Genomic DNA, 14,377 nt, shown 5'->3' on the forward strand with positions numbered 1-14,377 from the left:
TTCACGTCCTAACTGCGCTTTCAAAGGATTTTCGGATCAAATCCAAACATTCCGCTACTTCTTCCGGCTTGGCATGCTCCAGAATCAACGGGACATCCGGCAATTGACTGGCGAGCAGCGCAGCATACACGTTCCAATCCGCTTGTCCCGCCCCTACCCGAGGCGTTGTGAATCCTTTTTCTCCGTAGTAGGTATCTTTGGCATGCGCAATCGGAGAATATGGGGCAATGCAGTCGAATATGTTCGCCATCGCTTCGTCTTGTCGGCTCAAATCGTCTTGCGTCAAATAATTGAAAGGATCCATAATGAGCGCCAACCCTTCGGTTCCGAGCTGTTCCATCAAGCGGACCCCCTGCTCCGGACTTGCTAGCACATTGAGCGCAAATCCTTCTATCAATAATACGGCATCGTTCTTCACAGCGCGGTTCCGCAAACGGTCGACAATGGTTAGCAGTTGATCCCATGCTTCTGGGCTCCGGTTTCCTTCAAAATCACGCCAAGCGTTGGTAGGGTGAAGACTTCCCGATTCCGTCGCGATATACCGTGTTCCATAAGCCGAACATAGGTCGATCATCTTCTCAAGCTGCTTCAATTTGTCTTCCCGTTTCTGAAGGTTAGGATTCAGTAAATTGGTATATCCCGACAGGCCTACGACGGAAATCCCTTTATTCTCAAAGATGGTGCGTATTTTTTCAGCACGAGTAAGAGAAAATGGTTCATCGTCCATCACCTGCATAGCTTGCTTCGGGTCGATCTGCACATAAGCCAATCCGTGTTTGCTCGCGTCTTCGGCGATTGCTTCCGCGTTCCAGCCCAGATATATGTAACTCATAAAACCGAGTTTGTTCATGATTGATCGCTTCCTTTCAACACGTCCGTTCTTTCCACCACACATCCTTCTTGACTGGAAATGACCATTGCAGTCGTCATGGCCACGGTCTGCAAGTTATCTTCCGGAGTGACCGGCGGACGTTTGCCTTCCTCCATAGCAGTCATGAATGCGATCATTGAGCCTGCAAAGGCGTCTGGGAACCAAGTTCCTTTCAGCTTGATCTCGTGCACGACGTTTTTGTGTTTGTTTAGCGCCATATAGAGCGTATCCTGCGTACACCATAGGCTTCCTTCTGTCCCGTCAATCCACCATGTATTGCTATGGGAACGGCTTGCTTTAGCAATATTATTAAAATGAAGCGAAGCCATGAGCGGGTTTCGTCCGCCTTTCGGACCAAACTCGACGCTTGCCGAGTAGATCAGTGGATCAATCGCGTTTTGCTGCTTCAGCTGGGCTGTCGTGCAGTGTACCCGGGACCACTCTTCTTCGGGATTAGGGTTAAAATATCGGCACAAATCCACATAGTGGACCCCGTGATCGACAATATTGAAATTTTTCATTTTCGTCCACCACCAGCCGGCTTGATCTTGGAATGAACGCATATTATGGTGAATGCTGTATACCTCACCGATGAGATCCTGCTCAAGTACCATCTTCAGCGCTTTGTGAGCCGGAGCCCAGCGAGCCTGTTGGTTCACGCCAAGCACGATACCCAGCCGATTCGCCTCTTGACTAAGCACTTGAGCATGATCCAAATCCAACGCTAACGGCTTTTGGCATAATACCGGCCGAGGTGCCTTGCCGATCAGTTTCAGCACTTCCAGTCTCGGTTCAGGATGGATAGCCAAATCTATAACGCCTACTTCTTCATTTTGCAATAGTTCATTAACATTAGTCGTCCAGAACGGAATATCAAATTTTTGCGCTGTTGCGCGTGCCGCTTCCTCGTTGACGTCGCAGACAGCCGCAATATGCAATCCATACTTACGATAGGCGGGTAAATGCGCCGTATTCGCGATGCTCCCGCAGCCGATCAAGCCGATTCCGTATTTCTTCAAGTCCGGACTATGTTGCTTTTTTGGCAAATAATCCTCAGGTCTAATAAATTCCATGGTATCACCTCTTAATTACTACATTACATCACTACGAAAAAACATTTATAGGCTGTTCATGCTTTTTTTAGGGATCATTCGACCACAATGATTAGATCATTTTGCTGGTGTAATATGTGTCTGTTGACAGCGTGTTCAGGAGTTCGTTGAGGGTAAGTTTTGGAGGGCTGTTAATGTACTACATCTTCCAAACCAAACCAAACTAAACTGAATTGTATTTGAAAAGCAAATCTTCATGGCAGGATATCTCGGTTCATAATTTCAGCTATGTTTTGGGACAATTCAGTTAATCTTCTCTTTCAAGATTCCATTCTATTTCTCCATGCGCACACAACAAACAAGGATACCGATTACGATGGTTTTTTCTTTATCTATTCCAAAAGTAGACAAAGTTACAAGTAGCCATAGATTTCAGCTTTGTGCTATAATATTTCAATAGATATACGGTTGTGAAGCACACGCCGCTGCCCGGTTTCAGGTTATCCTGACTGGGGAGCGGCTTTATTTTTTCCTAAGGAGGTATGATGGTTGAACTTTGAACTTGCTTATTCGGAATTTATAAGACACCATGTAAAGTCGCGAAAAGGTGAAGCGCGGAGGTGTTTGGCAGAAGGACTCGGTCATGCGGAAAAGTTATTTTTAGAGCAAGTATGGTGGCCCGCATTCTCAAACTTTGACTATCTGGTGCCTGAGTATGAAATACAGGACTTCCGCGACGGCACACGATTTATCGACTTTGCGTTCATTCGCGGGCACGTCCGGTTGGCAATCGAAATCGACGGCTACGGCCCTCACTTGCAGAAGATTACACGCTCTCAGTTTTCCGATCAATGGATTCGGCAGAATCATTTGATGCTCGATGGCTGGAAATTGCTCCGCTTCTCCTTCGATGATGTGAAAGACAAACCTAGAATGTGCGAGCAAATGATCCATCAATTCATGGGAAAATGGTTTGGAAGCAGTCACTCAGGTAGGTACAACAGTTGTTCTGTCGAAGAAAGAGAGATTATTCGAATGGCGCTCCGCAGCAATAGAAAAGTAAAACCGGGTGACGTATGTACGGCGTTAAATGTTGAGCAGCAAAAAGCACGCACTCTGCTCCGCAGCTTGCTCTCAAAGGGAATACTTATCCCTGGCGCACGCGGTAAGAAACGAATGTACGTCTATCTCTTATCACATTCCATAACAGCAGAGTCTGCCGACCTGTGACGCAATGATGAAAAATATCGTTACAGCATAGAAACGAAGAGTGAGCTCCCTTGCAACAATGTAAAACATCGTTCCATCAATCTTTTATGATTCGTCATACTCCCAATCCCCCTCCTAACGATGTAAAACATCGTTGCAGCAATCGCAATGCTACCTCAACTTGAATCTAACGATGAAATACATCATTGCAGCAAAAAGGCTCTGCAAAAAGTCGCCGAAAATGTCTGTGAGATAGGTAGTACACGATAATCAGTGCACGCAGAGTTTGCCAACCTGTGACGCAATGATGAAAAATATCGTTACAGCATTAAAACGATGATTGAGCTCCCATGCAACAATGTAAAACATCGTTCCATCAATCTTTTATGAGCCGTTATACTCCCAATCCCCCTCCTAACGATGTAAAACATCGTTGCAGCAATCGCAATGCTATCTCAACTTGAATCTAACGATGAAATGCATCATTGCAGCAAAAAGGCTGTGCAAAAAGTCGCCGAAGATGTCTGAGAGATAGGTAGTATACGATAAACAGTGCACGCAGAGTTTGTCGACCTTTGACACAACGATGAAAAGTATCGTTACAGCATTAAAACGATGATTGAGCTCCCTTGCAACAATGTAAAACATCGATGCAGCAATCGCATTGTTACCTCAACTTGATTCTAATGATGAAATACATCATTGCAGCAAAAGAGGCTGTCCTAAAAGTCGCCGAAGATGTCTGAGCGATAGGCTGTACACCCAGAGTCTGCCGACCTATGACACAATGATTAAAAGTATCGTTACAGCATAGAAACGAAGACTGAGCTCCCTTGCAACAATGTAAAACATCGTTCAATCAGTCTTTTATGACCCGTCATACTCCCAATCCCCCTCATAACAATGTAAAACATCGATGCAGCAATCGCATTACTACCTCAACTTGATTCTAATGATGAAATACATCATTGCAGCGAAAAAGGCTGTCCAAAAAGCCGCCGAAGATGTCTGAGCGATAGACTATGCGACAAACAAGGCCACCGATAGCGGTGGCCTTGAGCATGATCCTATTATAAAACTACGAATTACTAACCAATTTCCCAATCAACGCTTTGCTTTGTTTCTCCGCTATCAGCACGTAAGTCTTACCCTCAACAGCCTCAAACTTAGTCAAAAACTCTGAAGATATGGTTTTAACCGGCATCCCATCCATTTCCACGATAAGAGACGACTGCGGGCTTCTGCACGTTACTGTGCATAATTGGCTTTTCGTCGCTTTAATGACACAGCGCGTAAGCTCGCCTTCCTCCCATTCCATCTCGATCTCGAAACCGCCACGGGCGCGAAAACCGCTGATTTTACCACGCATCCATGCCTTCGGTAAAGCCGGAAGCAGTGCAATCTCCCCACGGTGCGATTGCAGAAGCATCTCGGCAATTCCCGCCGTTCCGCCGAAATTACCGTCAATCTGAAAAGGCGGATGATTGTCGAACAAATTCGGTAGTGTCGAGAGGGAAAGCAGCAAGCGAACATGCTCATAGGATTGTTCCCCGTCCTCCAAGCGCGCAAAAAAATTAATGATCCAAGCCCGGCTCCATCCCGTTTGGCCGCCCCCGTGCTCCAACCTGCGTTCCAGCGTCCGTCTGGCCGCTTGCGCCCATTCCGGCGTATGTCTTGCATGAATGATTTCACCGGGATGGAGCGCGAACAAATGAGAGATGTGACGGTGGCCCGGATGCACTTCATTCCAGTCCTCCACCCATTCCTGCAGCTGTCCGTGTTTACCGATTTGCGGCTGCGGCAGCTTGTGAAGTGTAGTTTCCCATTTCGGCCGTATCGTTTCATTCGTTTGAAGAATATCGGCAGCCTCTATACATGCACTGATTAATGTATAAATGATTTGGGTATCCATCGAAGGACCTATACTCAGACATCCTACACTTCCGTCGGGACCGATGAATTTATTTTCGGGAGAAGTGGAAGGACCGGTAACAAGACGACCCTTTTCATCTTCAAACAAATAGTCCAGGAAGAATTCAACCGCTTCCTTCATAACCGGATACGCCCGTTCTCGGAGAAATGATTCATCCAAACCGAACCGGTAATGTTCCCAGAGATGCAGAGATAACCAAGCAGCCCCCATCGGCCAAATCGAACCTGGTATATGGTTCCCCTCAATTTGAGTTGATCCCCACATGTCAGTATTATGGTGAGCGACGAACCCTCCGCAGCCGTACACCTTTTGCGCCGTTTTCCTGCCATGAGGACGCATGCGATCGATCAAATCAAATAACGGCTCATGGCATTCGGACAAATTACAAATTTCAGCAGGCCAGTAATTCATCTCCGTGTTAATATTAATCGTATATTTGGACTCCCACGGCGGAGTAAAGCTTTCATTCCAAATGCCCTGCAAATTCGCAGGATTTGAACCGGGGCGGGAACTGGCCATAAGCAAATAACGGCCATATTGGAAAAACAGCGAAATGAGCCCGGGATCTTCCCCGCCATCTTTGTATCGCTGCAACCTAGCATCGGTGGGTAGTACTTCGGTTTCACCGGCATCTTCGGGACGGCCCAGTTCCAGCTTTACACGCCCAAATTTGGAGGCATGATCTGATACGTGATCCTTCTTTACCCGCTCATATCCCTTGCTTGCTGCATGAACCAGCTGTTGAATGCACTCTGCTTGTGGGTCCTCATGTCGAAATGTTGTTGCAGCCGAAAGATAGATGGTAACAGCTTCCGCCTGATGAACAGTGAGGAAATCACCGATAGCATCCACCGTTCCGCCTTCTGGAACAGCTTTTACTGCTGTGCAGTACGTCACTCCGTTTTTTCCGCTTTCTCCGCTCATCACCAATGTATCGTTGGCTATCCTTTGCGTACCTTCATCAAACGGTCTTCGGCTCAAATGCATCCTGAGATTCAATGTTGCAGGCCGATTGCACGTGATCCTGATAACCATCACCTGATCGACCGCACTGCTGAACAATTCCCTTTCGTGCTGAACATCGTTTAGACAATAGCTGACATGGGCGATACCCTGTTCAATGTCCAAATCCCTGTAATAATTGGAAATCATCTTTTTTTCCCCGTCGTGGTAGAAATGCAAATCACCCAACGGTTGATATGGACGCATGGATTTGGGATTGGACATTAACCCCATTTGCGCCAGTTCTTCTGCCTCAATTTGTTTCCCTTTACTTAATAAACGCCTTACTTCCGGAAAATATCGCCGACCATCCGGATTGTCTCCGTTGACCGGTCCGCCGTACCAAACCGAGTCTTCGTTCAATTGCAGCCGTTCTTGATTTACTTTTCCAAATATCATCGCACCCAGACGTCCGTTGCCGATCGGTAATGCCTCATTCCACGTTTTTGCCGGTTTTTCATACCACAGCTTTGTACTACCAGTTGATTTCCGCAAATGTTCCAATGACATCTCTCCTTGATTAAGCTATTTATTAGACGAATCGTTCATTTTTCGTATTCGCAATGCGTAATAAAGCTTTGCAGGCAAATCAATTCGGAATCGACCTTCATATGTCCCACTAAGCGGCGTGATGGTCATGTTCCATGTATCAATCAGATCAACTTCATATTTCCCATCTGGCAGTGCAAATTCGCGGAATGCAAAACGATGCGGGCCAAAGTACTGTAAGTAATATTCTCCTCTTACCTCCAACGTTGCGGCATCAAGCCGATCACTGCTGTATGTCATATGAGCCGGCGCATCCTCAAGAATGCCGCGCATAAATTCGATTCTCCGAACGCTTCTTCCATGAAGTTCCCCTCCATGCGACCACCAGAGCACTTGCTCCGCATTCAAATACGTTTCTCCGTGAGTAACATAGCCTCCACGGCAATTTCCTTCCCAAATCCGGCAAACTAACTCTTCAGGGGTCAAACTGCCCCACTTGGTATCCAGATTTCCCTCGTAATCACATTCATCGATAATGACCGGTTTTCCATAATGTTTGGTACATTCCGATGCAATTCTCACGTCGGTATGTTTGATACTCGCATGCGTCACCCATGGAACTCCGAAGTCATACCATGTTTGACAATTATGGATCGAGCGCAAATGTCCGCCATAATCGTACTCCTGAACAATACGAAATAAACGCGTCCAATCCTCGGTTTTTTTATCCCTCATTAAATCGTATTCATTAGCGAGCGACCACCATACGTTGTGGTATGCGCCAAGACGTGCGATGACATAGCGTAGATAACGATCGTCCTCATCCGAAGACATCTCATCGAAGCCCCAACGTCCCTCGTCGTACGGATGAAATAAAATGAGGTCCGCCTGTATGCCCAAATCTGCTAAATCCTTTACCCTCTTCTCCAAATGGGCAAAATAATCCGGACGAAGACGGCTATAATCGAATCCTTGTTCTGACGAGCCTTCAAAAGGATAGGTACTTGGCTCAGTGTAATTAGACCCATCGTTTTTCGGCAACACACACATGCGGATTTTGTTAAATGGCGAATTCTGCAGCGTAAGCAGCGTTTGCGCCTGAAGTTCATCACTTTGCAAATGCCATACATAAGACGTCGTGCCAAACGGTGTGAACCGAGTTCCATCCGCATACTGAAAATGAACAGCATTCTTTACCCGAATAGGTCCGTGATTGCCGGCTGCTGGGTTGGTGCAGGTAAACTCTCCCGATATCCTGTCCAGATCCGAACAATTGCTTGACGTTGCATACGACCATACCCCTTCTTCCTCCGGCATAAACCGGATATGGTATTTCCCGTTGCCATCGTAAAATCCTTCCGCTTCAGCATAATGCAGTTCCTTCTTGAATATGGCGCAGAGACGTATGTCTGTGAACGGGTTTCCATCTGAGGGACCTTCCAGTGTCAGCTCAAACACACCCCAGCGTTCAATTACCTTGGTTCCTATCAGTCTGACCTCCTCCTTCCGGGTTTTCTGCTCAAACCTTCAAAATGCGCAATGCGAGATTAGGTTTTCCGGGGAGGTCGACCCTGCTTCGTCCGCGAAACGTGCCTTTAACCGGTGTAATAGTCATGTTCCAAGTATCGATAATCTCGATATGGTAGGAAGCATTTTCAGGGAGATCAATGAACTTATAGGCATGCTGGTGATGACCGAAATACTGAAGCCCATAATTTCTTTGCTGCCAAGCTTTCATCCAATCTGCGGGACCTTCCTCCATAATTTTTCGCAAAAAAGCGATTCTCTCCGTACTCTCTCCGTACAATTTACCCCCGGAGGATATCCAGGCTCTTGTCTCCCGATCGATGAACGATTCACCATGTCCGACAAACCCGCCTCGAGATATGGCTTCCCAAAATCGGTGGGTCATTTCCTCTCCAGAAATATTGCCCCAACGTCTAGAGCTGTTGCCTTCATAGGATATTTCGTCAATGACGATCGGTTTCAGATTCGCCTCCCGCCAGCTTGTTGTAAGCTCCGCATCCCAGTGCTGTATGCTTTGATGAGTAATCCAAGGCTTGGAGAAATCGTACAACCAGGAAGATTTGTACATCTTCGTACCGTTATGGATCGAACGAAGATGTTGGTATGGATCTTTATGTTGTACGAATTGGATCAATCGATCCCAATCGTCGACCGTCTTGAATGTATTAAAGTCGTACTCATTGCAAAGTGACCACCATACGTTCCGGAAAGCGGAAAGACGTGCGATCACGTAGCGTAAGTAAAAGGTATCGGATTCCGCGTCCATGTTATCGACGCCCCAAAACCCTTTATCGTAGGGATGAAATAAGACGAGATCGGCCTCTATGCCGAGCTGCATCAAATCATCGATCCGCTTTTCTAAATGGACAAAAAATTCAGTATTGAACCTCTTTTTATCCACGTCTTCCGGACATGTTCCGTCAAAAGCCAACCGAAGAGGAGGTTTCATATCCCTCGTAGGCAAAAGACACATCCTCACTTTATTGAACGGAGAATCTTTCAATGATTCTAGTGTAAGCTCCTCAAGCCGCTCGTCTCCGAGATGGGTCCAGTGATAGCAGGTAGTGCCGAACGGCATATACGGCGTACCGTCCTCATATGTGAATAAATAATGATCCTTTACCCGCACAGGACCATGGTTCCCGGGGGACGGCTCCATGCATTCGAATTCGCCGTAATGACCATCAAGATCACCATGATTGCTGTGGGTAACATAGCGCCAAACACCAATTCGATCAGGCATGAAGCGGATCCGGTACGTTCCGTTACCATCGTAAAAGCCATCAGGCTCTATAACGAGGTTCTTGTATTGAAATCGGGCGGATAGCTGAACCTCTTGAAACGGATTGCCTTCGGACGGTCCTTTTAACGTCAGCTCAAACCATCCCCATTTATCCACTTCTCGCCCGTTTTGTTGAATGCCCATCGGTACGTTATCCCCCCTCAATCCGTTATGATCATTACTTGATACCCGAATGTGCCATTGTCGCGATGACCTTACTTTGGAACGCCAAAAACATCATGAAATTCGGTAAAAATAGGATCATCGCAGCCGCAGCCGCAGCACCTTGCCTTGACACACTGTTCGCCAAACCGGAGGTCAAAGTTTGCACATAGAACTGAAATGTTTTTAATTCCTCATCCTGAATAAAGTTTTCCGATGCTTCCGTGCTAAGCCATGCCGAGTTAAATGCAATGATGCTGACTGTCATAATCGCAGGCATAACGACGGGAATAACGATTCTTAAAAAAAGTGTAAACTCTTTAGCCCCGTCCATCCGGGCAGAATCGAGCAATTCATCTGGGAGTTGATCGATGAACTGTTTCATCAGAAAAACGCCTGTCGGCACAGCTACGAGCGGAAGGACATGTGCCCAATACGTGTTAAATATGCCCAAATGGCTGATGATCAAATATCTGGGAATCGAGACCGTTTCAGGAACGAACAACAGTGTTAAAAGTATCGTTGCGAATATCATCTTATGCCCAGGAAATTTATGCTTGGAAATCGGATAAGCGCACATGGCACTTGCAATAACGATTGCAGTAACACCCAGTGCGGTGGCAATCACACTGTTAAACAAATATCGCGTGATCGGAACTGCCGTACCCTTCGTTATGGACGCTAGTTCCATAAAGCTTTGAAGAGTAGGATGCCTTACGAATATGTTCGGCGGATAAATGAACAATTCCTCATATGGCTTAAAGGCATGATTGAATATATAGACCAAAGGCAGCAGCAAAAAAATACTCATCAAAACGAGAATGACAATTGATATTTTTTCCATATGACTGAATCTGCGCGGCCTTTTCCGTACTCGCCACGAATTGAAATTTCGAAGAGTTCCAGCTACGCTCATTTATTCGCCCTCCTTCGTGCCGAACAGCTTCTCGCATAGCTTGTTAGCAAAGTAAATAAATATAAGCAGAAGTACGGATAATGCCGTCGAATAACCGAGCTCAAAACGGGTGTATCCATAGTCGTGCATATGAGTCAGAAGAACATGGCCCGAATACTGCGGAGTCGGATTCATGCCCGAAAGAGTCTGCCCTATTTCTCCGGATTGAATCGCTCCGACAATAGCCATGACAGCTCCGAACAACATTTGCGGCTTTGTGGAGGGAATCGTTATATACCAAATTTCTTCCAGTCTGCTGCGTATGCCGTCCAGCTTACCTGCCTCGTATAGCTCCGGATTCACATTCAAAATGCCGGCAAGCATGGCTAGGAAGCCAATCCCCATACTTTTCCATAGCGTGACAAAGACCATGGAACTCATCAAATACTCTTTGCTTGTAGCCCACAAAATGGGTTCGCTAATGAGCCCGAATTTAAGAAGAACACTGTTCAAGTAACCAATTCGATCGCTAGATAGCATAGGAACCCATATAATTCCAATTGCTATTGTGCCTGCCAAGGAAGGTGTATACATAGCAAGTGTAAACCATTTACGATATATGCCGGGTAGGATCGAAATCAGCCACGCTAGTAAAAAAGCTGCCATATATCCACCTGGTCCGACGAGTAAGGCAAATGTAATGGTGTTCGGCAGCGCGTATTTTAGCAAAGTCAAATCCTGGGATAACATGTAACGGAAATTGTCCCATCCTACGAATCGGGGAGGTTCAATGGAATTATAATACGTAAAGCTAAGTACGATCGCAGAAAGAACAGGAAGGAAGATAAAAAGAATGAAACAGATCATAAATGGCGCTATGAACAAATAAGACACCCGGTATGACCAAATCGTTTGCAGCAGCGTACGATCCTTTTTATTCACTCGTTTTGTGGAAGTATGAACACTAGGCAGCACTAGCGGCTCACTTTTTAACATACTTATCCACCCCTTCCCACGGCTTTGTAATAACCGGCAAGTCCAATGACCTTACCATTTTTCCGTTTCCGTCGACAAATTTAAATTCCTGCAGTTTTCTTTGGACTTCGCGGTCCAATTCTTTCGCGGAAAGTTCGAGCGAAGTCCGATAGTTCATCCCGTCAATCACGGTTCGGTTCCATGCATTTTTCAATTCGCGCTCCATTAGATAGCTGCCGCCTGGTACATTCGGAACTTCCCTGTACCATCTCCATTGCTCCAAAATCGCTTGCAGATCATCTTCCTTCCAAGGAAGCTGAGTGAACGCATCCATATTCGATGTAAACCAGCGGAACGTCACACCGTTGAGCGTTTCCAAATCAGTGCCGAACCTTTCCTGTACTTCCGCCGAAGTCCACCATTTCAGAAACTCCCAACCTTCCTTCGGATGTTTGGCGTTTTTCATAATCATCGAAGAATACATGTTTCCGCCCATCCACCTGGCTACCGTTCCATCATTCTGCCGTTCACCGGGAACAGGAGCTACGCCCCACAATCCATTCAGCTCGGGAGCCGCTACATTCAATTGTAGATACGTATTCAAATCGGCAATACCGAGTGGATACGACCCCTCCCTGAAATGCTGGTAAAAGCTATCCATTTGTTGATCGATCGCATATTTGTTTTGCAGCTCGGTCCATTGCTTGAACGCATTGAAGCTCTTCTCCGAAGTCAGCCCCGTTTTCGAGCCGTCTTGCAAATAGTATTCCGCTCCATGCATCTGCAGGAATATACCGTGATCATTTACCGGCGTAAAGTTCATACCGTTCTGCTGCAGCACAGGAAGCATCTTGTAAAGATCATCCCAAGTGTCCGGTACTTTCAAATCCAATTTTTGCAAAATATCTTTCCGATAGTACATGACCCGGAACTCCTGTGTTTCCGGTACGGCGTAGTAACCGCCATTATAATAGAAAGCCGGCCACGTTCCCGGGGAAAACTGCTTATAGTATTCATCGAAGTCCGGAAATTGCTTCAGATTATAGATCCCACCGCGAATCGCATAGTCGAACGGAATATGCTGCTGCAAGCCTAACGCGACGTCAGGCGCAATTCCTGCGGCATTCATCATGACAAGCAGTTTCTCATCTTTAAGCAGATTCACTCTGACTTTGATTCCGGTTTGCGGTGTAAACATTTCATCAGCCAAACCTTGCAGCATATTGACGTAATCCCGTCCTCGGAGCATCCAGACATCAAGCACCATCTCTTCCTTGTTTGTCGTTCTTTTTGATTTAAAGGAATCGATAAAATTAATGATTGCCCCTTCCCATTTTTCGTAAAAGGTCGGTAACATCTTCGGAAGCGGCTGCTCAGCAGGCACGACATAAATACGATCCAATTGGAGAGGCTGATAGGTGAGCTGCTTGATTTGTTCGGCCACCCTGCCTTGCAGCCTGTTCAAGATGCTTGCATTATACGGAATTTCATCAGGGTTTCTCAGCAAGTCTTCCATATCTTTCTGTACGGTGACAAGCGCTTGCGCAACAGCATCTGGACGACCATTAATGGTTGCCATACGCGTGCGAACCCCGTTCAAATCATCGTGTACACTTTGCAATTGCTCGACAAAAGTGGGTAAGTCTTTTTTGAAATCCCACGTCCGGTTTTTATCGTCCACCCCGCCGGTCAGCGTTCTTAAATCAGCGGATAGCTTAGACAATTCTCTTATCGTATGATCCAAATCGGAAGAAATCGAACCGAGTGGAGCCCATGTGACGCGCATCGAGATCGTATTGGTTCCTTTTTCCAAGTAAAATTCATACGGATTGTCCTGATCGTCGGCCAGTGTAGTACCTTTCCAGCCGGATGAATACATAAACCGATAGGCTTTTAGTTCCGAAAACGGCACTTTACCGTTGATCATAATCTGACGGAACGAAGAGCGGTTAGATACGTACGATTGATCCGCGCGCATCGCAATTTTGTAGTAACCGGTTTCCGGTACGTCGAAGTTCCAGCTGATTTCTTGATTAGTCGATGACCACCGGGAACCGTCTATCACATTGTAAGTAATATGCCCACGTTCACTGGGTGTAGTAGCGATATCATTATCATATGCCAGCGATATGGATGAATCGTTCTTCCATTGCATCTGTTCGGCTTCGATCACGATCGGGTCCGCTTGTACAGTAGGAGCACCTGTTGGCCACTCGCTTTTTACGGTATTATAGTCGGTTGTTTTGTCTGGCGCTTTTAACGTTATGGATTCAAGTGCAAACGGATCGCTACCCGCCAACCGGATTCTGTGCTTCCCTGGCTTCAAATACCAGGTTAGCGGATCTTCGTATACGCCGGACAAATCGCGCAGTTCCCAAGATAACCATCCGGATTTATCATCAGCTGTTGGGCGAATCTCATCGCCTTTATCGTCTTTGTGAATCGGAAACTTATCCTTCCAATGTCGGTATAACTCGACTGTTTTCGATTCCAAGTAGGGGCTTGAACCATCAACGGTCAGATTCAACGCTATCGGCTTGCGGTATTTCGTACCAACAAAAGGATTGTATGACATTTCGATCGTATACAACCCGCCTTGCGCCACGTCCACTTCGTATTCGATCCATTCATCCCTTATGGCACTCCAGATCAAAACGCCGTTTTTCTCGTTATAGGATCCAATAGAAACATTCGCGTTATCCGACTGACCGACCAGCTTCGAGCCGGGTATGGTCATTTTCCCCATGTGATCGGTCGAAGCTCCTTCCTTTTTCCACTGATCAAGCTTTTCAAAATAATAAGGATCCAGTTGCTTGGATGAATTCGCCTGATTTTCCATGCTCGTTGTCTTCGAATCTGTCCCTGATGAAAGGCTTGTATCCGCTAAACCGGGAAGCGTTTGACTGAGCATACATACGAGCGCCAGCATCGTTGAAATCCATACCCGGGTTCGAAAAAACACCTTCAACTTCATCCCTCC

Annotated in this window: 9 protein-coding genes; 1 reads left to right on the forward strand and 8 read right to left on the reverse strand. The window is 46.4% G+C overall.

What is annotated here, in order from left to right; all coding sequences use genetic code 11:
* Nucleotide 1 precedes the first annotated feature (1 nt).
* Together AC58UU_RS13510 and AC58UU_RS13515 are read right to left on the reverse strand one after the other, a co-directional pair.
* On the reverse strand, nucleotides 2-850 hold the full coding sequence (locus AC58UU_RS13510) for a sugar phosphate isomerase/epimerase family protein (RefSeq protein WP_497316378.1): 849 nt from the start codon (nucleotides 848-850) through the stop codon (nucleotides 2-4).
* Nucleotides 847-1,944 carry a Gfo/Idh/MocA family protein gene (locus AC58UU_RS13515; protein ID WP_497316380.1) on the reverse strand — a complete coding sequence of 366 codons (1,098 nt, stop codon included), beginning with the start codon at nucleotides 1,942-1,944 and terminating at the stop codon, nucleotides 847-849. The genes AC58UU_RS13510 and AC58UU_RS13515 overlap by 4 nt, the downstream gene beginning before the upstream one ends.
* A 528-nt stretch (nucleotides 1,945-2,472) precedes the next feature.
* Between AC58UU_RS13515 and AC58UU_RS13520 the strand changes: the two genes are divergently transcribed.
* Nucleotides 2,473-3,153 (forward strand): putative endonuclease domain-containing protein, encoded by a 681-nt coding sequence (locus AC58UU_RS13520; RefSeq protein ID WP_497316382.1) that lies wholly within the window; start codon nucleotides 2,473-2,475, stop codon nucleotides 3,151-3,153.
* Between the two features lie 1,057 nt (nucleotides 3,154-4,210).
* Here AC58UU_RS13520 and AC58UU_RS13525 read toward each other — a convergent pair.
* From AC58UU_RS13525 to AC58UU_RS13550, 6 genes are read right to left on the reverse strand one after another with little or no spacing between them, the layout of a single operon-like run.
* Entirely contained in the window at nucleotides 4,211-6,571 is a 2,361-nt protein-coding gene (locus tag AC58UU_RS13525) for a glycoside hydrolase family 95 protein (protein WP_497316383.1), read from the reverse strand.
* Nucleotides 6,572-6,592: 21 nt separating this feature from the next.
* Nucleotides 6,593-8,047, reverse strand: coding sequence for a DUF5605 domain-containing protein (locus tag AC58UU_RS13530; protein ID WP_497316812.1), 1,455 nt, complete (start codon nucleotides 8,045-8,047; stop codon nucleotides 6,593-6,595).
* 28 nt (nucleotides 8,048-8,075) lie between these two features.
* Entirely contained in the window at nucleotides 8,076-9,509 is a 1,434-nt protein-coding gene (locus tag AC58UU_RS13535) for a DUF5060 domain-containing protein (RefSeq protein ID WP_497316385.1), read from the reverse strand.
* 34 nt (nucleotides 9,510-9,543) lie between these two features.
* The gene (locus tag AC58UU_RS13540) at nucleotides 9,544-10,443 is read right to left on the reverse strand and encodes a carbohydrate ABC transporter permease (RefSeq protein ID WP_497316386.1); all 900 of its coding nucleotides are present in this window, start codon (nucleotides 10,441-10,443) and stop codon (nucleotides 9,544-9,546) included.
* Nucleotides 10,444-11,418 carry a carbohydrate ABC transporter permease gene (locus AC58UU_RS13545; protein WP_497316388.1) on the reverse strand — a complete coding sequence of 325 codons (975 nt, stop codon included), beginning with the start codon at nucleotides 11,416-11,418 and terminating at the stop codon, nucleotides 10,444-10,446.
* Nucleotides 11,405-14,371 (reverse strand): extracellular solute-binding protein, encoded by a 2,967-nt coding sequence (locus AC58UU_RS13550; RefSeq protein WP_497316390.1) that lies wholly within the window; start codon nucleotides 14,369-14,371, stop codon nucleotides 11,405-11,407. Before AC58UU_RS13550 ends, AC58UU_RS13545 begins: the two co-directional genes overlap by 14 nt.
* Between the last annotated feature and the right edge of the window lie 6 nt (nucleotides 14,372-14,377).

This window comes from Paenibacillus sp. JT22N1, assembly GCF_059692155.1.